This window comes from Rubrobacter marinus (assembly GCF_011492965.1).
In the GTDB taxonomy this organism is placed as follows: Bacteria; Actinomycetota; Rubrobacteria; order Rubrobacterales; family Rubrobacteraceae; genus Rubrobacter_F; species Rubrobacter_F marinus.
The window spans coordinates 1,898,716-1,923,868 of the sequence record NZ_CP045121.1; the positions used below are offsets into that span (position 1 = coordinate 1,898,716).

Annotated in this window: 24 protein-coding genes, 1 other RNA gene and 1 pseudogene; 25 read left to right on the top strand and 1 reads right to left on the bottom strand. The window is 67.6% G+C overall.

Annotated elements, in window-relative coordinates:
- Positions 1-297 precede the first annotated feature (297 nt).
- The 25 genes and pseudogenes from GBA65_RS25155 (at position 298) to ssrA (ending at position 23,973) form a co-directional block, all read left to right on the top strand.
- Positions 298-627: a M20/M25/M40 family metallo-hydrolase gene (locus tag GBA65_RS25155; protein WP_166396393.1), complete on the top strand. Its 330-nt coding sequence runs from the start codon at positions 298-300 to the stop codon at positions 625-627.
- Positions 628-658: 31 nt separating this feature from the next.
- Complete coding sequence (locus tag GBA65_RS09710) at positions 659-1,426, top strand: M20 family metallopeptidase (protein WP_166396394.1); 768 nt, start codon at positions 659-661, stop codon at positions 1,424-1,426.
- Between the two features lie 180 nt (positions 1,427-1,606).
- A complete protein-coding gene (locus GBA65_RS09715; protein ID WP_166398441.1) occupies positions 1,607-1,927 on the top strand; it encodes an NADH-quinone oxidoreductase subunit A in 321 nt (106 codons plus the stop codon).
- Positions 1,927-2,391, top strand: a pseudogene (locus GBA65_RS26330) (NADH-quinone oxidoreductase subunit B); the annotation flags it as partial. The gene GBA65_RS09715 and the pseudogene GBA65_RS26330, both read left to right, overlap by 1 nt.
- Before the next feature lie 310 nt (positions 2,392-2,701).
- On the top strand, positions 2,702-3,193 hold the full coding sequence (locus tag GBA65_RS09725) for an NADH-quinone oxidoreductase subunit C (protein WP_166396395.1): 492 nt from the start codon (positions 2,702-2,704) through the stop codon (positions 3,191-3,193).
- A 4-nt stretch (positions 3,194-3,197) separates the two neighbouring features.
- A complete protein-coding gene (locus tag GBA65_RS09730; RefSeq protein ID WP_166396396.1) occupies positions 3,198-4,382 on the top strand; it encodes an NADH-quinone oxidoreductase subunit D in 1,185 nt (394 codons plus the stop codon).
- Between the two features lie 22 nt (positions 4,383-4,404).
- Entirely contained in the window at positions 4,405-5,412 is a 1,008-nt protein-coding gene (nuoH, locus tag GBA65_RS09735) for an NADH-quinone oxidoreductase subunit NuoH (protein ID WP_166396397.1), read from the top strand.
- A 16-nt stretch (positions 5,413-5,428) separates the two neighbouring features.
- The gene (locus GBA65_RS09740) at positions 5,429-5,968 is read left to right on the top strand and encodes a NuoI/complex I 23 kDa subunit family protein (protein ID WP_166396398.1); all 540 of its coding nucleotides are present in this window, start codon (positions 5,429-5,431) and stop codon (positions 5,966-5,968) included.
- Positions 5,969-5,971: 3 nt separating this feature from the next.
- Positions 5,972-6,508, top strand: coding sequence for an NADH-quinone oxidoreductase subunit J family protein (locus tag GBA65_RS09745; RefSeq protein ID WP_166396399.1), 537 nt, complete (start codon positions 5,972-5,974; stop codon positions 6,506-6,508).
- 80 nt (positions 6,509-6,588) lie between these two features.
- The gene (nuoK, locus tag GBA65_RS09750; RefSeq protein WP_407691084.1) at positions 6,589-6,858 is read left to right on the top strand and encodes an NADH-quinone oxidoreductase subunit NuoK; all 270 of its coding nucleotides are present in this window, start codon (positions 6,589-6,591) and stop codon (positions 6,856-6,858) included.
- A gap of 8 nt (positions 6,859-6,866) precedes the next feature.
- Positions 6,867-8,843: an NADH-quinone oxidoreductase subunit L gene (gene nuoL, locus GBA65_RS09755; protein ID WP_166396400.1), complete on the top strand. Its 1,977-nt coding sequence runs from the start codon at positions 6,867-6,869 to the stop codon at positions 8,841-8,843.
- On the top strand, positions 8,840-10,303 hold the full coding sequence (locus GBA65_RS09760) for a complex I subunit 4 family protein (protein ID WP_166396401.1): 1,464 nt from the start codon (positions 8,840-8,842) through the stop codon (positions 10,301-10,303). Before nuoL ends, GBA65_RS09760 begins: the two co-directional genes overlap by 4 nt.
- A 42-nt stretch (positions 10,304-10,345) precedes the next feature.
- Positions 10,346-11,737: an NADH-quinone oxidoreductase subunit N gene (locus GBA65_RS09765; RefSeq protein WP_166396402.1), complete on the top strand. Its 1,392-nt coding sequence runs from the start codon at positions 10,346-10,348 to the stop codon at positions 11,735-11,737.
- A 12-nt stretch (positions 11,738-11,749) separates the two neighbouring features.
- Complete coding sequence (locus GBA65_RS09770) at positions 11,750-12,850, top strand: nucleotidyltransferase family protein (protein ID WP_166396403.1); 1,101 nt, start codon at positions 11,750-11,752, stop codon at positions 12,848-12,850.
- Positions 12,851-12,928: 78 nt separating this feature from the next.
- Complete coding sequence (locus GBA65_RS09775) at positions 12,929-13,480, top strand: Uma2 family endonuclease (protein ID WP_166396404.1); 552 nt, start codon at positions 12,929-12,931, stop codon at positions 13,478-13,480.
- A 17-nt stretch (positions 13,481-13,497) separates the two neighbouring features.
- Complete coding sequence (locus tag GBA65_RS09780; RefSeq protein WP_228281952.1) at positions 13,498-14,181, top strand: ComF family protein; 684 nt, start codon at positions 13,498-13,500, stop codon at positions 14,179-14,181.
- Positions 14,182-14,344: 163 nt separating this feature from the next.
- Positions 14,345-14,926 (top strand): ribosome hibernation-promoting factor, HPF/YfiA family, encoded by a 582-nt coding sequence (gene hpf / locus GBA65_RS09785; RefSeq protein ID WP_166396406.1) that lies wholly within the window; start codon positions 14,345-14,347, stop codon positions 14,924-14,926.
- Between the two features lie 85 nt (positions 14,927-15,011).
- Positions 15,012-17,711, top strand: coding sequence for a preprotein translocase subunit SecA (secA, locus tag GBA65_RS09790; RefSeq protein WP_407691085.1), 2,700 nt, complete (start codon positions 15,012-15,014; stop codon positions 17,709-17,711).
- Positions 17,711-18,802, top strand: coding sequence for a peptide chain release factor 2 (gene prfB, locus GBA65_RS09795; protein ID WP_166396407.1), 1,092 nt, complete (start codon positions 17,711-17,713; stop codon positions 18,800-18,802). Before secA ends, prfB begins: the two co-directional genes overlap by 1 nt.
- Positions 18,803-18,827: 25 nt before the next feature.
- Positions 18,828-19,532, top strand: a complete 705-nt coding sequence (locus tag GBA65_RS09800) for an LmeA family phospholipid-binding protein (RefSeq protein WP_166396408.1) — start codon at positions 18,828-18,830, stop codon at positions 19,530-19,532.
- Between the two features lie 175 nt (positions 19,533-19,707).
- Complete coding sequence (ftsE, locus tag GBA65_RS09805; RefSeq protein WP_166396409.1) at positions 19,708-20,394, top strand: cell division ATP-binding protein FtsE; 687 nt, start codon at positions 19,708-19,710, stop codon at positions 20,392-20,394.
- A complete protein-coding gene (locus GBA65_RS09810) occupies positions 20,384-21,268 on the top strand; it encodes a cell division protein FtsX (protein ID WP_166396410.1) in 885 nt (294 codons plus the stop codon). Before ftsE ends, GBA65_RS09810 begins: the two co-directional genes overlap by 11 nt.
- Before the next feature lie 227 nt (positions 21,269-21,495).
- Positions 21,496-23,103: a ribonuclease R family protein gene (locus GBA65_RS09815; protein ID WP_166396411.1), complete on the top strand. Its 1,608-nt coding sequence runs from the start codon at positions 21,496-21,498 to the stop codon at positions 23,101-23,103.
- Entirely contained in the window at positions 23,100-23,558 is a 459-nt protein-coding gene (gene smpB / locus GBA65_RS09820; RefSeq protein WP_166396412.1) for an SsrA-binding protein SmpB, read from the top strand. Before GBA65_RS09815 ends, smpB begins: the two co-directional genes overlap by 4 nt.
- Before the next feature lie 59 nt (positions 23,559-23,617).
- Positions 23,618-23,973, top strand: a transfer-messenger RNA (tmRNA) gene (gene ssrA / locus GBA65_RS09825).
- A 55-nt stretch (positions 23,974-24,028) separates the two neighbouring features.
- Here ssrA and GBA65_RS09830 read toward each other — a convergent pair.
- Positions 24,029-25,042, bottom strand: coding sequence for an alcohol dehydrogenase catalytic domain-containing protein (locus GBA65_RS09830; protein ID WP_166396413.1), 1,014 nt, complete (start codon positions 25,040-25,042; stop codon positions 24,029-24,031).
- Between the last annotated feature and the right edge of the window lie 111 nt (positions 25,043-25,153).

Consider the following 25,153-nt stretch of genomic DNA (forward strand, 5'->3'; position numbering starts at 1 on the left):
CCAGAACTGCACGCCCGGAGCCCGCGTCCCGCTCGACCACGCCTCCAGGTCGGATCCTTAAGGCCCGGCGCTCCTGGGGTGTAGCGGCGCGGATCGCGCGCGACGGGCCGGTGCCTTGCCGCGCGGTGGTGTGGGAGCAGTAGTCGCGCGCCGGCCCCTACCGCGCCGATGTTGGCGTCTCCGAATATCCCGGTACCGTCATGGGGTAGATAAGGAGAGACGGTCCGAGGAACGGTTGCTAAGATGCACGGATCATCCGTAGCTCCATCGTAACGGAACGGAGATCTAAAACTGGCGGTGGTCAAGAACAAGGTCGAGGTACTCTCGCTCACCCGCAGGCTCGTGCGGTACCGCTCGTACACGCCTGGGGCCGCGGAGTCGACGATGGACTTCGTAAACGGCTGGTTCGAGGCGCGGGGTCTGGAGACTATCCGGTACAAGGGCGCGGGGCCGAACGGGGAGCTCTCCTCGCTCGTGGCGCGGGCCGGATCCGGGGGGCCGAGGATCCTGCTTCACGCCCACGCGGACGTCGTCCCCGGCAACGAGGACCAGTTCGAGCCGTACGAGGAGGGCGAGGAGCTCTACGGCCGCGGGGTCTACGACATGAAGGGGCTCTGGCGGCGATGATGTACGCCGTCGAGGACCTGCACGCTCTGGGGTGCGACTGCACCGTGGAGCTCCTGATCGTGCCGGACGAGGAGCGCGAGTACGGGGGCCGACGGGGGCGGAGGTCCTCATCGAGAACGGCCACACGGGCGACTTCCTTATCACGGGGGAGCCGACGGACTTCCACATCGGGGTGCAGGCGAAGGGCGTTCTGGACCTGCGCGTGATGCTGCAGGGCAAGAGCGCGCACGGCTCCCGCCCCTGGCTCGGCAAGAACGCGGTCCTCCTGGCCTACGAGCACTACAAGCGCCTCCTGGACCTCCCGTTCGCGAGCGAGAGGAGCGAGCTCTTCCCCTACCCGAGCATCAACATGGCCCGGATCATCGGGGGGGACGTCATAAACCGGGTCCCGGACCGGGCGACCTACGACCTCGACATCCGCTACCTGCCGGAGCAGGACCCGCGGGAGATCGCGCGCCAGATCCGCTCCATCGACATGCCGGCCGACGTCGAGGTGCTGTTCTCGCGCGAGCCGACCTACGTCTCCCGCCGCAACCCGTTCGTGAAGGCCCTGCGCGAGGTTGCCGCCCGCCACTTCCACGGCAACCCGGTGAGCGTCGGCCGCCACGGCGCCTCCGACATCGTCTACTTCCAGCGCGCCGGCATCCCGGGGGTCGAGTTCGGGCCCATCGGCGGCGGGCACCACGGGCCGAGGGAGTACGTGGTCTCCCGTTCGCTGGAGATGTACCGGCAGATGCTCGTGCAGTTCGTGCAGATTCTGGCCGCCAACGGGTCCGCCGTCCGGGAGAGTAAGCTTTAAGCTCCATTTGCTACCGTTAGCAGCGTCTTGCAAGATTCCTGTAGCGCGAGTATATTGCGCACAGGTTTCGGGAAACTTCTCGCGGGAAGAGAGGCATACTTGGCGCTAGCTCTGTTGCAGGCGGGGGCCCAAGAGATAGGGTACGGCACCCTATACATCTACGTGGGGCTATTCCTCCTGATGGTGGTCGGTTTCGTGGCGACCACGCTGGTCCTGGCCCGGCTCATCGCCCCGAGTCGCAGGGGGGCGAAGGTCAAGCGGGCCAACTACGAGACCGGAGAGATGACCGTCACGGATCCGTGGCGGCCCTTCCCGGTCCGGTACTACGTTTTCGCGCTGCTGTTTCTGATCTTCGACGTCGAGGCGGCTTTTCTTTATCCCTGGGCCGTCATCTACAGGGACCTGGGGCTCTACGGTTTTGTCGAGATGATTATTTTCGTGCTTATCCTGGGCGTAGGTCTCGCTTATGCCTGGAAGAAGGGGGCCCTCAAGTGGGTTTAATGCAAAGGTTCAACGAGCCGAACGTCCTGACGACGAGCTCGGACAAGCTCTTCAACTGGGCGAGAAAGAACTCCCTCTGGCCGCTCCAGTTCGGGCTGGCGTGCTGCGCGATCGAGATGATGTCCACCGGCATGGCGCACAACGACCTCGACCGCTTCGGGGCCGGCTTCTTCTCGGCGAGCCCCAGGCAGGCGGACGTCATGATCGTCTCGGGCACCGTCTCGACGAAGATGGCCGAGCGGATGACGCGCCTCTACGAGCAGATGCCCGAGCCCAAGTGGGTGATCGCGATGGGCGCCTGCGCCATCTCCGGCGGCCCGTTCCTCGACGGCTACTCCGTCCTCATGGGGGCGGACAGGGTGATCCCGGTGGACGTTTACGTGCCGGGGTGCCCGCCAAGGCCCGAAGCGCTCATCTTCGGGATCATGACGCTCCAGAAGAAGATCGAGCGGGACCAGCAGGTCGGCTACGAGAAGCCGAGGCCCGCGCTCGTCACCGAGGACGGGGACTTTCTCGAGTACCTCCCCGAGCGCGAGTACACGAACATCTCGGAGGGCAAGGCCCCGCGCTTCGAGGGCGTGAAGCCGCTGAAGCGCACCTACGTCTTCGAGCGCAAGGGGATGCCGCCCGCCTCCCAGACGGACGTCGGCTGGATCCCGGCCGAGGTCAAGAAGAAGCTCAAGGAGCAGCAGAGGGCCGAGAAGGCCGCCGCCGCGAGCGCTCAGGAGAACGGCTCCCCCGAGGAGCCCGCCGACCCCAAGGGGACCGCCTAAGTTGGCCTTCACGCTCCCCGAGGGGGACCTCAACGAGCGGCTGGAGCGTTACCTGGAGGGGTTTCGGAACAGGCACGGGCTCGAGGAGTCCGAGATCGAGGGCAACCTCGTGCGGATCGTGATCGAGCCCTCGGCCCTGCGCTCGGTCCTGACGACGGCGCGGGAGGCGCTCGGGATCCTGCACCTCTCGTTTATCACCGTGGTGGACCGGATGGGTTCGTTCGAGATCACCTACGAGCTTCTGGATCTGCGGGGCGGTCAGGTTCGGGTGAAGACGACCGTGGAGGGCGAGGAGCCGGTGATAGATACCGTCACCGACGTCTACCCCACGGCGAACTGGCACGAGCGCGAGGCCTACGACATGTTCGGGGTCGCGTTCAAGGGCCACCCCGACCTCCGGCGGCTGTACATGTGGCAGGATCACTTCGACCACCACCCGCTGCTGAAGAGCTTCGAGATCAGCACCAAGCGCACCTTCGAGAATTTGAGGTAAAGGGATGCTTAGCGAAGAACGCCGCACCGAGCAAGTAAGCCTGGGCAGCCGGGCCAGCGCGCGTCTGGCGGGCTCGGACATCAGGGACGAGTTCGGCCTGGAGACGCTGGACATGAACATGGGGCCGCAGCACCCGGCGATGCACGGCCTGTTGAGGCTCATACTCGAGCTCGACGGAGAGACCGTGGTGCGGTGCGACCCCGTGATGGGGTACCTGCACCGCAGCAAGGAGAAGATCTCCGAGAACCGCATGTACCCCGCGGTCGTCCCGATCACGGACCGCATCGACTACATGAACAACATCGCCATGGAGTACGGGTACTGCCTGGCGGTGGAGAAGCTTCTGGACGTGGAGATAACGCCGCGGGCCGACGCCATCCGGGCGCTGATGAACGAGTTCGGGCGCATCATGAGCCACATCCCGTCCGTCGGCTTCCTCATGCTGGAGCTCGGGGCGTTCACCCCGATCCTGTACGCCTTCCGGGAGCGGGAGCGCATACAGTCCATCTTCGAGGCCGTCACCGGCGCGAGGATGATGTTCCACTACATCCGGATCGGGGGCGTCAAGGCCGACCTCCCCGAAGGGATGCCCGAGAAGATGTGGGAGTACATCGAGGGCCTCGAGAGCCGCTTCGACAACGACTTCGTGGACCTTATCGAGGGGAACGAGATCTTCCGGGCGAGGACGCGCGGCGTCGGCAAGATGACGCCGGAGAAGGCGCTCGAGATGGGCCTGACCGGGGTGCCGCTGAGGTGCACCGGGGTCCCGTTCGACGTGCGCAAGCACTACCCCTACGGCTGGTACAAGAACCTCGACTTCGACGTCGTCACCGACGCCGCCGGGGACGTGGAGGGCTCGTACCGGTGCCGAATAGGCGAGGTCAGGCAGAGCATCCGCATGATCAAGCAGATCCTGGAGAACCTCCCCGAGGGCGAGGTCATGGCGGACATGGGCCGGCGCCTGCGGCCGAGGGAGGGCGACGGCATCGGACGGGTCGAGTCCGCGCGCGGCGAGTACGCCGTGCACGTGGTCTCCGACGGCTCGGACACGCCGTACCGGGTCCACTACCGGACGCCGTGCACCGTGAACATGCAGCTTCTGCAGGAGATCGTGCCGGGCCACTACCTCCCGGACATCATGCCGATCATGGGTCTTATAGACCCGGTCTCCGGGGCGTGGGACAAATAATGGCGAGGGAGGCACTGGGGCTTTGAGCTTGGACATCCTCAATCAGGAGCCGATAAGGTTCCTTCTCTCCTTCGGCGTGGTGCTGTTTCTGGTCCTGAACCTGGCGGCCATCTTCACGATGGCCGAGCGCAAGGTCTCGGCCTACATCCACCTGCGCTTCGGCCCCAACAGGGTGGGCCCGAGGGGGCTCCTGCAGCCGGCGGCCGACGTCTTCAAGCTGTTCACCAAGGAGAACCTCGCCCCGAGCCGGGCGGACATATGGGTCTTTCTCGCGGCCCCCATCGCGATGTTCCTGCCGGCGGCGCTCGTGTGGCTCGTCGTGCCGTTCGCGCCGAACGCCGTGATAGCGGACCTCAACGTCGCCATCGTGTTCTTTATCGCGATGACCTCCATCGGGGCGCTGGGCCTGATCATGGCGGGCTACGGGAGCCGGTCCAGCTTCTCGCTGCTCGGCGCGTTGCGGGGGGCGGCGCAGATGATCTCCTACGAGGTGCCGCTGATCCTGAGCCTGCTCGGGGTCATCATGCTCTCGGGGAGCCTCTCGCTCGTGGACGTCGTCAACGCCCAGGCGGGCGGGTTCTGGCACTGGTACTTTCTGCCGCAGCTCCCGATGTTCGTCGTCTTCTACATCGCGGGGCTCGCGGAGGCGAGGAGGGTGCCGTTCGACCTGCCGGAGGGCGAGAGCGAGATCGTCGGCGGGTTCATGGTCGAGTACTCCGGGATGACGTGGGCCCTGATCCAGGCGGCCGAGTTCGCCTCGATGGGCCTGATCTCCGCGATCACCGTGACGCTCTTCTTCGGGGGCTGGCAGCCGCCCTTCGAGTTTCTCGATCTCGGGAACTTCAACTGGTTCTGGTTCGGCCTCAAGACGTCGATCCTCGTGTTCACCTTCCAGTGGGTGAGGTGGAGCCTCCCGCGCCTGAGGATGGACCAGCTTATGGACCTGGGTTGGAAGATACTCGTACCGGCCAGCTTGATCTGGCTGTTCGTCACCGCCGGGGCCATGCTCCTGCTGCCGTCGGTCTTCTAGTTAGAAAGGTTTTCAGATGCCCCAGCTGGGACAGGGAATCTTGAAGGGGATGGGGATCACCTTCAAGCACATCTTCGACAAAAAGATCACGCGCGCCTACCCCGAGTACAAGCGCGACCTCCCCGAGCGGAGCCGCGGCATGCTCACCGTGGACATGGATAGGTGCATCGCGTGCCTGCAGTGCATGCGCATCTGCCCCGATCACTGCATCTCTATAGAGCAGACCAAGCGCGACGCCGACGGCTCCGGAAAGCCGAAGCCTTACGCCATCGGGTTCGTGATCGACGACTCGCGGTGCATGTACTGCTCCCTCTGCGTCGAGGTCTGCCCGGTCAACTGCATCTACCACACCGAGGAGTTCGAGGCCCAGGCCTACAACCGCCTCGAGCTCGCGCGGCAGTTCGGCGAGCGCCCGGTGGACCCGACGATAGACCCGAAGCCCGCCGTGAAAAAGAAGAAGCCGGCCGGCAAGGCCGCAGCGGGCCAGGGCGCCGAGGGCAAGGCCGCCCCCAAAAAGGCCCCGCGCAAGGCTCCGAACAAGGAAGACGCGGCCTAGATCGTGGTCATCGCTTTCGTCTTTCTGGCCTCGATGACCCTGATCTGCTCCCTCGGCGTGGTGCTGAGCCGGAGCATCGTCCACTCCGCGCTGTTCATGTCGGGGGCGTTTCTGGGGATAGCGGGCTTCTACGTGATGCTCAACGCGCCGGCGCTCGCGGCGTTCCAGGTCCTGATCTACGTCGGGGCGGTGACGGTGGTGATCCTGTTCGGGATCATGTTCACCCAGAAGCCGCAGGCCCGGCACTTCCGGACGATCATCTCGAAGCAGCTTTGGCCCGGATTTTTCGTCACGGCGGGGGTCGGGGCGTTTCTCGCCTACATCGTGACGATCCAGGATTGGTCGGGGAGCGAGCCCGGTAACGGCATGAGGAGCGTCGGGCAGCTCGGCGAGACCCTGCTCGGCGTGAACGGGGCGCCGGAGATCTTCGGGCTGCTCTTCGAGGTGGCGAGCGTCCTGCTGCTCGTCGCGGTGATAGCGGCGATCGTGGTCAGCCGCAGGAAGACGGGCGAGGGGATAGACAGGGGGGTGGAGGAGTAGTGCCGCCGCAGGTGCAGCAGTTTGTGGACACGCTGAACGCGGCGTTGCCGCTCGAAGGGTACCTCGTCGTCGGGGCGATCATGTTCGCCATCGGGGCGTGGGGCGCGCTTATCCGCCGCAACGCCGTGGTCGTCTTTATGTGCATCGAGCTGATGATCAACGCGGTCAACCTCTCGCTCGTGTCCTTCGCGGACTACCTGCCGGACGCCGGCGGGTTCGGGGCGGGGTACGCGGTCCTGGTGATCGCGGTGGCCGCGGCCGAGGTCGCGGTGGGGCTTGCGATCGTGCTCGCCGTCTACCGCTCGCGCAAGACGGTCAACGTCGACGAAGTCAACCTGCTCAAAGGCTAGGGGAACGGATGACGCAGAGCGTTGGACAGCAACTCATCATCGCGGCCATCCCCGGCCTGCCGGCGCTGGTCTTTCTGGTGCTGGCCCTCTTCGGCCGCTACCTGAAGGAGGGCGCCCAGTACGTCGCCATCTTCGGGGTGGCGACCTCGCTGGTCTTCAGCGCCTTCGCGCTGTACTTCGTGGTCCGCACGGGGGCGCCGCTCGACTTCGCGGTGAACTGGATAAACCTCGGGCCCGGCGGCTCTTTCCCGATCGGGGTCTACGTCGACGGCCTCGCCGCGATGATGCTCGTGGTGGTGTGCTTCGTGAGCCTGATGGTGCAACTCTACTCCGGGGCGTTCATGCAGGACGACCGGAGGTTCGCGTGGTACTACGCGATCCTCAACCTCTTCACCGCCTCGATGCTCGGGCTCGTGGTCGCGCCGAACTTTATCGAGCTGTACATCTTTTGGGAGCTCGTCGGGCTGTGTTCGTACCTCCTGATCGGGCACTGGTTCGAGAAGCCCTCCGCCGCCAAGGCGGCGCAGAAGGCGTTTATCGTCACGCGCATCGGGGACGCGGCGCTGTTTATAGGGATCATCATCTTCTGGCGGGCGACCGGCACGACGGACTTCAGCGCGATCTCCGAGGCCGCGGCGGCCGGGTTCGTGGGCGGGTCCGTGTTGACGACGGCCCTGATCCTGGTCTTCGTCGGCGCGGTCGGCAAGAGCGCCCAGTTTCCGCTGCACGTCTGGCTCCCGGACGCCATGGAGGGCCCGACGCCCGTCTCGGCGCTCATCCACGCGGCCACGATGGTCGCGGCCGGCGTTTTCCTCGTCGCGCGCACCTACGACATCTTCGTGCAGAGCGAGCAGGCGCTGCTCGTCGTGGCGTACATCGGCGGGTTCACGGCGCTCATGGCGGCGACGATGGCCGTCGTCAAGAAGGACATAAAGCGCGTGATCGCCTACTCGACCGTCTCGCAGCTCGGGTACATGATGATGGCGCTCGGGATCGGCTCGTACACGGCCGGGATGTTCCACCTCTTTAACCACGCCTTCTTCAAGGCGCTGCTCTTCCTCGGGGCCGGCAGCATCATCTACGCGATGAACAGCTACAACATGTTCGACATGGGGGGGCTACGGCGCAGGATGCCCCTGACGTTCTGGACGATGGTTTTGGCCGGGCTCTCGCTCGCCGGCATCTTCCCCCTCTCGGGCTTCTGGTCGAAGGACTCGATCCTCGCCGGCGCCTTCGAGGAGGGCTTCTACCTCCTCTACGCGATGGCGCTCGCCACCGTCTTCCTGACGGCGTTCTACATCTTCCGCGCGATCTTCGTCGCGTTCACGGGCGAGGCCCGGACGGACGGCGCGCGGGAGGCCGTCGAGTCGCCGAGCATCATGACGGGGCCGATGGTCCTCCTGGCCATCCTCGCCGTCGTGAGCGGCTTCCTCGGCATCCCCGAGGGCTCCTTCGGCCTACCCATCAGGGACTTCTTCTCCGCGCTCGTCGCCCCGAGCGAGTTCACGGTCGAGGCGCTCGAGCTCGAGACGCACTCGTTCAACTACGTGCTGGGGGCGATCTCGGTGGCCGTGGCGCTCGCGGGGATAGGGCTGGCGTACGCGCTCTACGTGCCCAAGCCCGAGCGGGCCGCCGCGCTCGCGCGCCGCTTCGCGCCCCTCCACACGTTCCTGGACCGGGGCTGGTACTTCGACGCGATCTACGACAAGCTCTTCGTCCGGCCGGCGATGGCGCTCGGCAGGGCGACGAACGTCTTCGACAGGCGGGTGCTCGGGAGCATGGTCTCGGGCTTCGGGCGCGGGGTCTCCGGGCTCGGCGAGAGGCTCAGGCCGCTCCAGAGCGGCGGGGCGCAGAATTACGCGCTGTTCATTCTTGTAAGCGTACTGGTGATAGGGGTGATAGTGGGGGCGCAGTACGGGTTCCTCGTGGTGGCGTTGATAGCGGCCGTGACCGTGGGCGCGGTGGCGATAGGGACGCGCCTGTGATCACCACGATAACGATCTTCTTCCCGCTCGTCGCGGCGGTCGTCATGCTCGCGTTCCCGCGCACGGCGGACGCGAGGACGGTCCGCTACACGGCCCTGGGCCTCGCGGCGGTACCGTTCCTGCTGACCCTCTACATCTACTTCCGCCACAGGGGCGACCTCGGCGCGCCGTCGCTCACGCAGGACGTGAACTGGATCGAGGCCCTCGGCATCGGCTACCGCGTCGGGCTCGACGGCCTCGGCTTCGGGATGTTCTTCCTCTCGGCGCTCCTGACCCTGATCGCCGTGGTCGCGTCGTGGGACGTGCGGGAGAACCTGAAGCAGTACTTCGGGATCCTGTTTATCGCCGAGGTCGGGATGCTCGGGGTGTTCGCGGCTCAGGACCTGATCCTGTTCTACGTCTTCTTCGAGATCACGCTGATCCCGATGTACCTCCTCGTCGGCGTCTGGGGGGACGAGAACCGGCGCCCGGCGGCGGTGAAGTTCTTTATCTACACCTTCCTCGGGAGCACGGTGATGCTCGCGGGCTTCCTGGCCCTGGGCATCCTCTCGGGGCCGAACTTCTCCATCGACGCGCTGAACGGGGGCGGGCTGCCGAGGGGTGCCCAGGTCGCGATCGCCGCCCCTATCCTCTTCGGCCTCCTGGTGAAGACGCCGGCCGTCCCGCTCCACAGCTGGCTGCTGGACGTCTACGTCTCCAGCCCGACCTCGACGAACGTCGTGCTCTCGGGCATCCTCCCGAAGCTCGGGACGTACGGCCTCCTCAAGGTCGCCCTCCCGCTGCTCCCGCAGGGGGTCGAGCCGTACCTGCCGATCATCGCCGCGCTCGGGGTCGTGAACATAATCTACGGCTCCTTTGTCGCGTTCATGCAGCCGGACCTGAAGGCGCTCGTCGCGTACTCCTCCATAGGCACCCTGGGGTTTATCCTGCTCGGGGTGGCCTCCGGCAACGCGGTCGGGCTCAACGGGGCGGTCATGCAGCAGGTGACGCACGGGCTGTACTCGGCGCTGTTGTTTATCCTCGTCGGGGTTATCGCGAGCCGCGCCGGGACCCGCAACATCCGGGAGCTCGGTGGGATGGCGGCGCGGATGCCCTGGGCCGGGGGGCTCCTGGCGCTCGGGGCGCTCGCCGCGATGGGGATGCCGGGGCTCGCGGTCTTCGTCTCGGAGTTCATGAGCATCATGGGCGGCTTCGTCGCGTACCCGATCGCGGGGGCGCTGGCGGCCCTGGGCATAATCCTGAGCGTCATGTACCTCTCGTACATGCTGCGCCGCACGATCTTCGGTCCTGCCCCGGAGAGACCCGCGCTGGCCGCGGCCACGGACGCCGGGCCGGTCGAGATGTCGGCCGTCGTGCCGCTCGCGTTCCTGCTCGTCCTCCTGGGCATCTTCCCGGGCCTGCTCATCAGCGTACAACGGCCGGCCGTGGAGCTCCTCCTGGCCGCGATAGGGGGTTCGTAAGTTGTTCACGGCGCAGACCTTCGTCGGGCTGAGCCCGAGATCGTGGCGTTTTTGTTCTCGATGGTCGTGTTGATGGTCGGGGTCTTCGCCCCGAACTCCAAGGGCCTCGTCGCCGGTCTCGCCGTCCTCGGCGCGATCTCGACCTTCGTCACCGCAGCGGTGCTCCTGGCGGCGGGCTTCGAGGGGGAGTTCCTCGGCAACGCGTACGTGGTCGACGCGTTCGCGCTCTACTTCAAGCTCATCGTGGCCTTCTCGGCGCTCTTCGCGATCCTGGCGGCGATACGCTGGTCGGGGCGCACGGGTGACGCGCCCGAGTACCTGATGCTCATACTAGCCGTGGCGGTCGGGGCGATGATGCTCGTCTCGATGCGCGACCTCTTCGGCCTCTTCGTGGCGATAGAGCTCGCGACGATCCCCTCGTACGCGCTCGTCGCCTTCGATCGGCGCCGGCGGGAGAGCTCGGAGGGGGGGATGAAGTACCTCCTGACGGGGGTGATGGCGTCCTCGATCCTGCTCTACGGGATCGTCCTGATCTACGGCGCCTCCGGCTCCGCGAACCTCGCGGACGTCGGTCAGGCGTTCTCGGGCAGCCTCTCGCCGGTCGCGCTCCTCGGGCTGGTGCTCCTGATCTCGGGCTTCGCCTTCAAGCTCTCGGCGGCGCCCTTCCACTTCTGGACCCCGGACGCCTACCAGGGGGCGCCGACGAGCGCGGCGGCCTTCCTCTCGGTGGCGCCCAAGGCCGCGACGTTCGCGATCCTGCTGCGCGTCCTCCTCGAGGGGATGCCCGACGCGGCCCCGACGTGGACGTCGGTGATGGCGTTTCTCGCCGTGCTGACGATGTTCGTCGGCAACCTCCTCGCCCTGAGGCAGCGCAACGTGCGGAGGATGCTGGCCTACAGCTCCATCGCCCACTCGGGCTACATCCTCGGCGCGTTCGCGGCGCTCAGGGGGGCGGGGCTGGACACCGCGGTGCAGGCCGTCCTCATCTACATGGCCGCGTACACCATAATGAACCTCGGGGCGTTCTTCGTGATCGACCTCGTCGGCGAGGACGGCAAGAGCTTCAACGGGCTCTTCCGCTCCAGGCCGGGCGTGGCGGCTTGCATGGCGGTGTTTATGGCGGCGCTGGTGGGGATACCGCCCTTCAGCGGGTTCTTCGGGAAGGCGTGGGTGATCTTCGCGGGCGTGCAGGCCGCCTCGGCCGCTACCTACATCGTGGTCGGCGCCCTCGTGATAAACAGCGTCCTCTCGGTCCCGTACTACTTCGGCATCATCCGCAACATGTTCTTCGAGGACCCGGTCACGGGGGCAGAGGAGCCGAAGGGGACGGGGATCGTCCTGTTCTGCGTCTACGCCCTGGCTATCGCCACGACCGTGTTCGGTCTCTTCATCGGGCCGCTCTCCGCCCTGGCGGAGCGGTCGGGCTTGCTGTAGGGTAACCGGTCCATGAAGGCTATAGTTCTCGTCGGTGGGCAGGGCAGCAGGCTTCGGCCGATCACGTACGACGTGCCGAAGGCGATGGTTCCCCTGAGGAACCGCCCGTTCATGGGCTACATGTTCGACTTCCTGAAGGCCGGGGGGCTCTCGGGCGCGGTGCTCTCCCTCGGGTACCTGCCGGACCCTATCCAGAGCTACTTCGACGGCCAGGACCTCGAAGGGTTCTCCATAGATTACGCGGTCGAGGACCGGCCGCTCGGGACCGCCGGCGGGATCAAGAACGCCGAGGGCTACCTCGACGGGGGGCCGCTCGTCGTGGTGAACGGGGACGTCCTGAGCGGGGCGAACCTGCGCGAGGCGATCGAGGCGCACGAGGCCTCGGGGGCCCTGGCGACCATCGTGCTAACGAGCGTGGAGGACCCGACGGCCTACGGGCTCGTCGAGGTCGACCACGACATGAAGGTCCGCCGTTTCCTCGAGAAGCCGGCCGCCGACGAGGTGACGACGAACCTGGTCAACGCCGGCATCTACGTGATGGAGCCCGAGGTGCTCGCGAGGATTCCGGCTGGCCGCGAGGTCTCGATCGAGCGGGAGATCTTCCCGCGCCTCCAGGCCGAGGGGCTCCTCGGGGCGTACGTCTCCAGCTCCTACTGGCGGGACATCGGGACGCCGCGGAGCTACCTCGCCGCCTCCCAGGACGTGCTCTCGGGCGCGGTCGGGGCGGGCGAGGGCTTCGAGTTCCTGGAGGTCGACCCCTCCACCGGCCGGGCGAAGGGCGTCAAGATCCTGCCGCCCGTCTCGGTGGCCGCCGGGTGCGTCCTCGGGAGGAGCGCCACGATCGGGGGCCGCTCCGCCCTCGGGCGCGGGTGCGTCGTCGGCGAGGGGGCGGTCGTCGAGGGGAGCATCCTCTTCGACGGGGCCGAGGTGGAGCCGGGCGCGGTGGTTCGCGGCTCTATCATCGGGCCGAACGCGCGGGTCGGCCAGGACGCGATCGTGCGGGGCCTCTCGGTCCTCGGCGCGGGCTGCGTCGTCGGCGAGGGGAACGTCCTCGACCAGGGCGTGCGCATCAACCCCGGCGTGGTCCTACCCCCGAGGAGCATGAGCTTCTAGGGCACCATCGCGGTTGTTCGGGGACTGCGAGGGCGGATAGAATGCTGCCCCAAGGACCCAGAGCCGAGAGGTACCTCCATGACCGTAGCGCAAAGACCGGTCACCGCCGAAGAGCTGTTGACGATGCCCGAAGACGGCGTCCGGCGGGAGTTGGTCGAGGGAGAGGTGCGGGAGATGACCCCGGCAGGGAACGTTCACGGGAGGATAATCCTTAACATAACCACCCCATTGGACCGGTACGTGCGCGACAATGGTCTGGGCCTTATGTTCGCCGCCGAGACGGGTTTCAAGATTGCGAGCAACCCCGATACCGTACGCGCCCCCGACGCGTCTTTCGTGCGTCGCGAGCGGGTCGAGGAGGTCGGTGAGGTAGAGGGGTACTGGCCGGGCGCCCCAGACCTCGTAGTAGAAGTGGTCTCGCCGAACGACTCCTATGCCGGCGTGGAGGAGGAGGTCGCCTCCTGGCTCGAGGCCGGGGCCCGCGCCGTCGTGGTGGTGGAGCCGCGGACGAGGACCGTCTCGGTGCGTTCCTCGCGGACGGAGATAAGGGTTCTCACCGAGGGGGACGTGCTCGACGTAGGCTCGGTGGTCCCCGGCTTCTCGATGCCCGTCGCCGACGTCTTCGGGTAGCCCAGGGGCTCGGGTTGGTGCTGAAGCCGTACGCCGAAGTCCTCGCGGACCTCTTTTACCCTCAGCGGTGCGTCGGGTGCTCGCGCCGGTCGAGCGACGTTCTGTGCCGAACTTGCTTCGAGGCGCTGCCGGAGATCTCGCCGCCCACGTGCGGGCGGTGCGGGCTGCCGACGGCGTTCGAGGTCTACGGGTGCGACGGTTGCCGCACGGTCGAGTTGGCCTTCGACGGGGCCCGGGCGCCGTTGCGGTACGAGGGCGTGGGGAAGGGGGCGGTACACGCGCTGAAGTACGAGGGGTACAGGCGCGTCGTGGAGAGGTTGATGGCGCCGCTGATGGCGGGGAGCCTCGCGGGGATGCGCTTCGACGCCGTCGTGGCCGTGCCCCTGCACCGGGCGCGGCTCGCGAAGAGGGGGTTCAACCAGGCCGAGCTCATGGGGCGCGCCGTGGCCGGGAGGATCGGGGCGCCCTTTTTGGATAAACTTCGGGCGGTGAGAGGGACGAGGGATCAGGTCGAGCTTGCGGCGCCCGAGCGGCGCGAGAACGTGGCCGGGGCGTTCGATGCGCGGGGCCCCGTGGCAGGAAGCGTGCTTCTCGTGGACGACGTCATGACGACCGGCGCGACCCTGAACGAGTGCGCGCGGGTGCTCAAGACGTCGGGCACGAGGGAGGTCCACGCCCTGACCCTTTGCAGGACGTGTTGAAGCGCCTTCGCGGTCTCTCGTCCGGGGACACGCGGGGCGCGACGAGAGGGAGGCGGCTCGGGGAGAGGGCGAACTGCAGACCATCGCGGTAGCGCTGAGGAGAAGCCAAGGGTCGACCGCCGGGGGCCGAGGGCCGGAGGCGGCCGACGAAGGAGGCCAGAGCATGGACGTGGCGATCAAGGGGCGGAACATCCCGGTGACGGAGGCCCTGGAGAGGTACGCGAGGGAGAAGGTCGAGCGCGTCGCCAAGTTCTTCGACGACGGGGGGAGCGCGTCGAGGGTCGAGGTCGAGCTCTTGCACGAGCGCAACCCCGCGATAGGCCAGCCCGAGGTCGCCGACGCGACGCTCTTCGTCGGCGGGACGGTGATGAAGGCGCGGGAGGCTTCGGCGGACATGTACGCCTCCATCGACCTGATGGCCGACAAGCTCATACGACAGGTCCGGCGCTACAGGGGACGCCAGATCGACCGCTGGCAGGGCCAGAGGGCGCGCAAGACCGCCGCCGACGCGCCGCCGTCCGGGGCCGAGGCCGTCGACGAGGAGGAGGCGGTCACCGACCTCGGGGCGCGCATCGTGCGCACCAAGCAGTTCCAGATGAAGCCCATGGGGCCAGAGGAAGCGGCCATGCATATGGAGCTCCTCGACCACGACTTCTTCGTGTTCACGAGTGCCGAGACGGGTGATATAAATGTGTTGTACAGGCGTCGCGATGGCGACTTCGGGCTTATAGAGCCCGCGAGATAAACGAGACGGCGGGGCGCCACTTCGGGCGCCGTTTCGCCGAGCGAGGATCCTTACTTTGGCTAACCTGCTTACCAGAATCTTGCGCATGGGCGAGGGGCGCAAGGTCAAGGCGCTCCAGAGGGGCGTCGAGGCCGTCAACGCCTTCGAGCCCGGGGTCGAGAAGCTCTCCGACGAGGAGCTCGCGGCGAAGACCGACGAGTTCCGCGGGAGGCTCGAAGGGGGCGAGACCCTCGAAGACATTTTGTATGAGGCCTTCGCGGTGGTTCGCGAGGCGTCCAGGCGGGCGCTCGGGATGCGGCCCTTCGACGTCCAGGTCATGGGCGGCATCGTGCTGCACGAGGGCAAGATCGCCGAGATGAAGACCGGCGAGGGGAAGACGCTCGCCGCGACCATGCCCGTGTACCTGAACGCGCTCTCGGGCAAGGGTGTGCACGTCGTGACCGTCAACGATTACCTGGCGCGCCGCGACGCGGGATGGATGGGCGAGGTCTACAAGTTCCTCGGGCTCACCGTCGGCCTCATCCAGGACGGCATGGTCCCCGCGGACCGGAAGGTGGCCTACGGGGCGGACATCACCTACGGGACCAACGCCCAGTTCGGCTTCGACTATCTGCGCGACAACATCGCGACCAGCGTGGAGAACCTCGTCCAGCGCGAGCTCAACTACGCCATCGTCGACGAGGTCGACTCCATCCTCATCGACGAGGCCCGGACCCCGCTCATAATCTCCGGCCTCCCCGAGAGCGCCGCCGACACCTACTACCGCTTCGCGGCGATCGTCCCGCGCCTCGAGGAGGGCGAGGACTACGAGGTCGACGAGAAGAAGCGGCAAGTAGCGCCGACCGAGGCGGGCGTGGAAAAAGTCGAGAAGGCCCTGGGCGTGGAGAACCTCTACGACGACGTCAACACGAACCTCGTCAACCACCTCAACCAGGCGCTGCGGGCGCACGCGCTGTACCGCAACGACAACGAGTACATCGTGCGCGACGGGCAGGTGTTCATCGTCGACGAGTTCACGGGGCGCGTCTTGGAGGGGAGGCGCTACTCCGAGGGGCTGCACCAGGCCATCGAGGCCAAGGAGGGGGTGCAGATCCGGGAGGAGAACCAGACCGTCGCGACCATCACGATCCAGAACTTCTTCCGCCAGTACGACAAGCTCGCGGGCATGACCGGCACCGCCGCCACCGAGGCCGACGAGTTCATGCACATCTACAAGATGGCCGTCGTCTCCGTCCCGACGCACCGCGAGATGGTCCGGATGGACAAGGACGACCTCGTCTACCGCTCCAGGAAGGCGAAGTACGAGGCCGCCGTCGAGGACATCGCCGAGCGCCACAAGGCCGGACAGCCCGTCCTCGTCGGTACCGTCTCGGTCGAGGTCTCCGAGCACCTCTCGGGCCTGCTCAAGAAGCGCAGGATCCCGCACGCCGTGCTGAACGCCAAGCAGCACGAGCGCGAGGCCGAGACGATCGTGGCCGCCGGCGAGAAGGGCGCCGTCACGATCGCGACGAACATGGCCGGCCGAGGGACGGACATCAAGCTCGGCGAGGGGGTCCACGAGGCCGGGGGGCTTTACGTCCTCGGCACCGAGCGCCACGAGTCGCGCCGCATCGACAACCAGCTTCGCGGACGGTCGGGCCGTCAGGGCGACCCCGGCGAGTCGCGCTTCTACCTCTCGTTCGAGGACGACCTGATGCGCCGCTTCGGCGGGACCAGGATGCAGGCGGTCATCGACCGCATCGGGCTAGAGGAGGACGTGCCGATCGAGGCCGGCATGATCTCGGGCTCGGTGAGGCGCGCGCAGGAGCAGGTCGAGAGCCAGAACTTCCAGACCAGGAAGCGCATCCTCGAGTACGACGACGTCCTCAACAAGCAGCGCGAGGTGATCTACGCGCTCCGGCGCGACATCCTCATGGGCGGCGAGGTGGACACGTGGGGCTACGCCGAGGAGGTCCTCACGGACGTCGTCCTCACCCACACCCGCGACGACTACCCGGAGAACTGGGACATGGAGACCCTCTCCGCCGAGGTCCGCCGCTTCTACCCGAGCTCGATCGACTTCAAGGCGCTCGACCGCGAGAGCCTCGACTCGGACGGGATGCTCGAGATGGTGCTGGAGGACGCCCGGCAGAAGCTCGAGGAGCGCCAGGCCGAGTGGCGGGAGCGGACGGACGAGCTCGAGAAGCGCAGCCTGATCCGCACGGACGGCATCCACTCCTTCGAGGAGGCCGAGCGGCGCACCCTGCTCTCGATCATCGACTCGCGCTGGCGCGAGCACCTCTACGAGATGGAGAACCTGCGCGACGGCATCGGCTGGCGGGGACTCTCCCAGCGCGACCCGCTCGTCGAGTACAAGCGCGAGGGCTTCGACATGTTCACGGAGATGGAGGCCGGCCTGAAGCAGGACTACGTCACCTACATCTACCACGTCGAGAACGTGAAGCTGCGCGAGGAGCCGGCCCAGGAGCAGCTCTCCTACTCGGGCGGCGGCGAGGAGCCGAGCCAGCGCCCCAAGAGCCCGCGGAGGGTCGACGCCTCGAAGGTCGGCCGGAACGACCCGTGCCCGTGCGGCTCCGGCAAGAAGTTCAAGAAGTGCGGGATGGCGAACACCCCCGAGCACCAGCGCATGATGGCCCAGAACCCCAACCCCGCGGCCACCGCGGGCGCGGCCGCTGCCGGGAGCGCGGGGACGTCCGGCGGCGCCGCCGCGTCCCCCGTCCCCGATGCCTCGGAGGCGGGCGCCTCGTTCCCCGGCACGGGCTCGGTAGACGGCGACGGGAAGTAGTGGCGGAGCTGAACGAAAAGGCGGTCGAGCTCGAGGGGCGCCTGGCGGAGCTCGAGGACTTCTTCGACGTCGAGGGGCTCAGGCGATCGTCGGAGAAGCTCTCCGGCGAGATGAGCCGTCCGGGGTTCTGGGACGACCAGGAGGAGGCCCGCGAGATCTCCGGGGAGTTCTCGCGCGTCCAGAACCGGCTCAAGCTGCTCGAAGACTTGCGCGCGCGCCTCGACGACACCGGGGAGATCCTGGAGCTCTCCGAGGGGGACGCGGAGCTGCTGGGCGAGGTCGGCGAGGAGCTCGGGCGGATCGAGCGGGTGCTGGAGGAGCAGGAGGTGGCGCGGCTCTTCTCCGGCGAGTACGACGAGGGGCCGGCGATCCTCACCATAAACTCCGGCGCCGGCGGCGTGGACTCTCAGGACTGGGCCGAGATGCTCGCCCGGATGTACCGCAGGTGGGCGGAGCGGCGCGGGTACTCCCTGGAGACCATCGAGTACACCGAGGGGGAGGAGGCCGGCATCAAGAGCGCCACCTACTCCATCTCCGGGGAGTTCGCCTTCGGGTTGCTCTCGGCGGAGCGGGGCGTCCACCGGCTCGTGCGCATCAGCCCGTTCGACGCCGGCGGCAGGCGCCACACGAGCTTCGCCTCCGTCGCGGTCGCGCCGGTCGTGGGGGACGCGGTGGAGGTCGAGGTCGACGAGAAGGACCTGAAGGTCGACACGTACCGCGCCTCCGGGGCGGGCGGGCAGCACGTCAACAAGACGGACTCGGCGGTGAGGATCACGCACCTCCCGACCGGCATCGTGGTGCAGTGCCAGAACGAGCGGAGCCAGCACCAGAACCGCGAGGTCGCGATGCGGGTCCTCCGGGCGCGCCTCTTCGAGCTCGAACGCGAGAAGCGCCAGCGCGAGATCGCGGCGCAGAGCGGGGAGAAGGCGGACATCGAGTGGGGCTCGCAGATACGCTCCTACGTCCTGCATCCCTACAAGATGGTCAAGGACCACCGCAACGGCGAAGGGACCGCCGACGTCGACCGCGTCCTCGACGGCGACCTCGACGCCCTGATCTACGCCTACCTCAAGAGCCGCACCGCTGTTTAGCTTCGTTGGCAGGACCCTGGGCTTCGTGCTGCTCGTGGGGGCCGTCCTCGTCGTCGGCACGTACACCGTCCTGCCGCCCCTGGTGGAGGGCTACGTGGCCCGCAACGTGCAGGACCGCCTCGGCCTCGCGGAGACGCCCGAGGTTGACCTCACGAGCGAGCCGGCCCCCTTCATGCTGCTCGGGGAGTTCTCGGACGGGCGCGTGAGCCTGCCCCCTTCCGTGGCGGGCAACGTGAGCCCTGAAGAGGTAGCGATAGACCTGGACCCTTTCGACGTGGACGTCACGGGTAGCGTCCGCGGCGGAGCGCTGCGGACCGAGGCGCCGGTGACGGGCGGTCTGCGCGTGGAGCTCTCGGAGGCGGAGGTGAACCGCATCGCGACCTCCCAGGTCTCGTCGTTTCCGGTCACGGGGGTCGACCTGCGGGAGGGGAGCGCCCTCGTGGGCTCCGAGGTCGCCGTGCTCGGGTTCCCGGTTCCCGTCGGCGTGGAGGGGGGCGTCGAGGTACAGGACGGCGCGCTCGTCTTCGTGCCTTCCCGGGTGGAGGCGTTCGGGACGACGCTGCCGGAGGACCTAACCGGGCAGCTTCTCGAGGGGACGAGCTTTACGTATGCCCTGGGCGAGCAGTACGGCGGGAGCGTCGTGACCGGCGCCGAGCTTCTGGAGGACCGGGTCGTGCTCACGGGAGAGCTCGGGGAGCTTCCCGTGGGGGGAGCGGTTGATCCCCCGTAGCACCTTTGCTATCGTTCGCGGCGGCCCAAGGGGTCCTGGAGGGGGAGCTCGGCCGGCCGTGGTAGGCGTCGATGGCCCTCCGAACACAGAATACGCTGCGGGACCGTTACAGCGGCGCCGGCAGATCCGGGAACGCCACCTACCTCTGCCCGCCGCGCCACGTCTGGAGAGCGCATTGATCAACTTCAACAACGTCACCAAGGTCTACGGCAAGGACTCCGTGGCCCTGGACCACGTCGACCTGGGCATAGACCCGGGTGAGTTCGTCTTCCTCGTCGGCGCCTCGGGCTCCGGCAAGTCGACGATGGTCCGCCTGATCCTCAAGGAGCTCGAGCCCTCCGCCGGCTCGATCACCGTGAACGGGGTGCGGCTCTCGGGGATTCCGCGCCGGAGCGTGCCCAGGCACCGCCGTTCGATCGGCTGCGTCTTTCAGGACTTCAAGCTCCTGCCGAACAAGACCGCCGCCGAGAACGTCGCGTACGCGATGGAGGTGACCGGCCAGAAGCGCCGGGCGATCAGGGTGAAGGTCCCCCAGATTCTGGACCTCGTCGGGCTCGGGGAGCAAGCGGAGAAGTACCCGGACCAGCTCTCGGGCGGCGAGCAGCAGCGCGTCTCGATCGCCCGGGCGTTTGTGGGGCAGCCCCCGATCCTCATCGCCGACGAGCCGACCGGCAACCTTGACCCGGACACGTCGGTCGGGATCATGCAGCTTCTGCACAGGATCAACCGCATCGGCACCACGGTCCTCGTCGCGACCCACGACCGGGAGATGGTGGACGTCATGCGCAAGCGCGTCGTGGCGCTCGAAGACGGGCGCGTCGTGCGCGACATGGTGAAGGGGGGCTACGCGAATGAGGTTTAACCTGGGGTTCTTCCTGCGCGAGGCGGCGAAGAACATGCGCCTGAACGCGCTGATGAGCGTGACGGCGGTGACGACGACGGCGGTTTGCGTCCTCGTCCTCGGGGTCGGCCTCCTCGTCAGCGCCCACGTCGAGGGCATCCTGCGCGGGGTGGGCAAGGACGTCGCCATAACCGCGTTCTTCCCGGAGGACGTGACCCGGGAGCAGATAGACCAGGACCGCAGGCAGGTCGAGGGCTACCCGGAGGTCGAGGAGGTGGTCTTCGTCTCCGAGGCCGAGGCGCTCAACCGCGTCAAGGACATGCTGAGCGAGCAGCCCGAGGTCATGGAGGGCCTCGACCCGGACATCATGCAGGCCTCCATGGAGATACGGCTCGCCGACCCCGAGGCGTCGGACGCCGTCGCGGAGCGGCTCAGGGCGGAGGGCTTCTCGGAGGAGAACCTCAACTACCCTCAGCAGACCATAAGCCAGCTCAACCAGGTCACGGGGTACGTGATCTGGGCGCTCAGGGCGGCGACGGTGCTGTTCCTCGTGGCGAGCGTCCTGCTCATCTCCAACGCCATCAGGATCTCGATCTTCGCGAGGCGCAAGGAGATCGAGGTGATGAAGCTCGTCGGCGCCTCGGACGGCTTCGTGCGGACGCCGTTCGTGCTCGAGGGGCTGGCGCAGGGCCTGATCGGGGCGACCATAGCCGCCCTCGTCGTCGTCTGGGGCAACGCGATCTTTGTCGAGTGGGCCAGCAGCGCGCTGCCCTTCGTCCCCGTCTCCTCCTCGGCCGTCAACACCCTGCTCGTCCTGCTCGTCCTCATCGCCGTCGGCGTCCTCATCGGCATCGTCGGCAGCTTCGTCTCCGTGCGCAGGTTCTTGAGGGTATAGGGCCCCAAGCGCCCGGACGCCCGTTTGTTCCCGGCGGCCCGAGAGGGGGAGGCCGTCGGGAGAGGCCGGGGGTCGCGTTCGCACGGAGCATTATCGTGCACGTCGGGAGGCGTTCCGGAGGCCCTCGAGGGCGCGTCCATACGGCCGGTCGCGCGGTAGTTCGCGTCCCGTAGGTGGTAGACTCTAGGCATGCTTTTGGTTCGTCTACCCCTTCTCTCCCTATGATTTTGCCGGCACAACTGGTTCGCAGGGGCAAGTACTCGATCGCCGATCCTCTCTTCGTCGAGGAGCGGCGTCCGGTGCTGGTCGCGCGCAAGTTGCGGCGCGGGGCCGAGGCGGGGGACATAGTGCTCGTGAACGTCCGGGAGAAGGGCCGGTCGCTGCGCGGCGAGGTGACGAAGGTCCTGGGCTCCCCGGACGACCCCCGCAACGTCTACGACGCCCTTTTCGCCTCGATAGAGACCTCGCGGAGCTTCTCGCCGAAGGTCGAGGAGGAGGCCGTCGCCGTCGCGCGCAAGCCCGTCGGCGAGCGCGAGGACCTCAGTGGGCTGCCGACCGTCACCATCGACGGCTCGGACGCCAAGGATTTCGACGATGCGATCTCCATAGAGCGCACCGGGGGCGGCTACCGCGTGTGGGTCCACATCGCGGACGTGACCCACTACGTGAGGCCGGGGACGAGGCTCGACCGGGAGGCGATGAGGCGGGGCAACTCCGTGTACCTCCCCGGGACCGTAGCCCCGATGCTCCCGCGCGCCCTCTCCGAGGACGCGTGCTCCCTCAGGCCGGGCGAGGAGAAGGCGGCCGTGACGGTGGAGATGGAGGTCTCGTCCTCCGGTGAGACGCTGAGCCGCCGGGCGTACCGCAGCTTGATCAGGAGCGACGCGCGCCTGACCTACGGCGGGGTGGACGCCTTCCTGCGCGGGGAGGGCGAGGTCCGGGAGCCCGAGCTCGTCGGGACGGCGTACGAGCTCTCGCGCAGGCTGAAGACCCGGGCGGCCGTGCGCGGCAAGCTGGAGCTCGGGGGGCGGGAGCCCGAGTACGAGGTGGACGAGCGGGGCGTGCCCGTCGCGTCCGGGGTGCGGCGTTCGACGCCGGCGCGGGAGCTTATCGAGGAGCTCATGATCCTGGCGAACGAGGCGGTGGCCCGCGAGATCCGGGGGAGGCCCGGCGCGGTCTACCGGGTGCACGAGCGGCCGGACGAAGAGGACATGGAGAAGCTCGCGACGCGGCTGGAGGCCATAGGGGTCGGGGCCGAGCCGACGCCGGAGAACCTCGGCACGATCTCGCAGCAGTCCAAGTCCGACGCGGTGAACTACCTGATCCTGCGCTCCCTCCCGCGCGCCTTCTACTCGCCGGCAAGCCTCGGGCACTACGGCCTCGCCCTGGAGAACTACACGCACTTCACGAGCCCGATCCGTCGCTACTCCGACGTCCTGGTGCACCGGGCGCTCCTCGGGGAGGAGGCGCCGGAGGATACGACCGCCGCCGCGGGCGAGGTCTCGGAGCGCGAGTGGAGGAGCACGGTCTGCGAGCGCACGGCCGACCAGTACACGCTGATGTGGCTCATGCGCGACCGCGTCGGGGAGACGATGGAGGGGACGGTCGTGAGCACCGCGGCGTTCGGGCTCTTCGTGGAGCTGGAGACGGGGGCGACGGGGCTCGTGCACGTGAGCAAACTGCCGGGTTGGTGGACGCTGGATCCCAGCGGCGTCGTGCTCTCGAACGACTCCATCGGGGCCTCGTACAAGGTCGGGGACAGGGTGCTGGTAGAGTTGTTGGATGTTTTGCCGCTGATGCAGCGGGCGGAGTTGAGGGTGGTGAAGAGGCGATGAACGGCAAGCAGTACGCGCAGAACAAGAAGGCGTACCACGACTTCGCGATGGAGGAGACGTACGAGGCCGGGCTCCTGCTCACCGGCCCCGAGGTCAAGTCCATCCGCGAGGGACGGGCGAACCTCAAGGAGAGCTACGTGCGCGTCAGGAACGGCGAGGTGTTCCTGATCGGGGCGCACATCTCCCCGTACGAGAACGCCCGCCAGCGCGAGCAGCTCCCCACCCGCGACCGCAAGCTCCTGATGCACCGCAAGGAGATAGACCGCCTCACCGGCAAGGCCCAGGAGGACGGCAAGACCATCATCCCCCTGAAGCTCTACGACAAGGGTGGGAACATCAAGCTGCAGATCGCCGTCGCGAGCCGCAAGAGGGAGTACGACAAGCGCCGCGACATCGCCAAGAAGACGGCGAACCGCGAGATAGAGCGCGCCATGAAGGAGCGTCTGAGGAGCTAGACGGCGCCCCGCAAGGGGTTTGAAGCGGGCCGCTCACGCGGTATAATACGGGTTGTCAAGGGGGCGTACCGGCTTCGACGTGAGCGGTTAGCGCCTAGCGAGACGAGCCGAGTTTGCTGGAGACTCGTTAAACGCCGGCACCACAAGATACACGCCGATAACGATATGGCTCTGGCTGCCTAACTAAAACGGTAGCCGATCGGTCCGGGTAGCCCACGGCTCGGGTACCGGTCTCATTTTAGTGGGCTTACCCTACGGGTCCTGGCCCGGGGCACGTAGGGAACACTCAACGGGCTAGCCTCTCGGCGGTGCCCCGGTCCGTCGAGGCGGGCGAAACGAAACTGGGAGCGACGCTCGTACAATCTCGTGGGCAGCACGTTCGCGGACGCGGGTTCGATTCCCGCCGCCTCCACTACAAGGGCCCCGGTCGAGAGACCGGGGCCCTTCCCTCGTCCGCCTCTACCGGGTGCCTACTCCATCGTCAGAACGACGCGGTTGCGGAGGCGTCCCTCGTGCATCTCGTTCAGGGTGTCGCCGGCCGCTTCGAGGGGGCGGGTCGTGATGAGGGGACGCACGCCGGCCTTTGCGGCGAACTCGAGGGCGTCGCGGACATCCTTGCGGGAGCCCGAGGGGGAGCCCATGAGGTGGCGGCGGGCCCCGATCAGGTCCATGGGGGAGACCGTGATCTCACCGGGTGCGGCGCCGAGCACGGCGAGGGTGCCGTCGGGAGCCAGGCCGGGGAGCGCCGCCGTCATCGGCTCGACTGACGGGGCGGTGGCGAGGATGACGTTCGCGCCGCCCTCCCAGCCGAGGAGGGCCTCCGCGACCGATCCCTCGCGGGAATTGATGAACAGCTCCGCGCCGAGCTCCTTCGCCTCACCCTCCTTGTCCGCGCTGCCGGAGAGGACGGCGACGCGGGCGCCCATCGCCTTCGCGTAGAGGACGCCGAGGTGTCCGAGGCCGCCGAGGCCGATCACGGCTACCCTCATGCCCGGCTGGAAGCCCGCGTTTCTGAGGCCGTTGTAGACGGTGAGGCCGGCGCACATGAGCGGGGCCGCCTCGGCGAAGTCGAGGGCGTCGGGGATCGGGGCGACGTAGGCGGCCGGGGCGAGCATGAACTCGGCGTAGCCGCCGTCGACGGTGACGCCGGTGACGTTCGGGGCGACCTGGCAGAGCACCTCTTCGCCCCTCGTGCACTGCTCGCAGTGGCCGCAGGAGGAGTAGAGCCACGGCATCCCCACCCTCGCGCCCGCCTGGGGCCACTCGACGCCTTCCCCGACCTCCTCGACGACGCCCGCGACCTCGTGGCCCGGCACGACGGGGTACTGCGCGAAGGGGAAGGCGCCCTGCAGGACGTTCAGGTCGCTGTGGCACACGCCGCAGGCGCGCACCCGGATCAAGACCTGCCCGGGGCCGGGTACCGGCCTCTCGCGCTCCTCTATTGCGACCCCGCCGTTGGGTTCGTTGATCACCGCTGCTCGCATGCAAGCTCCTTCCTTTTAGGTGACGGCCCGGATATTAACCGCTATCGCGTATAGGACAAGGGGCGGGCTCGGCGCGGACGGGTGCCATAAGTAGCATGCTAAGGGGGGCGG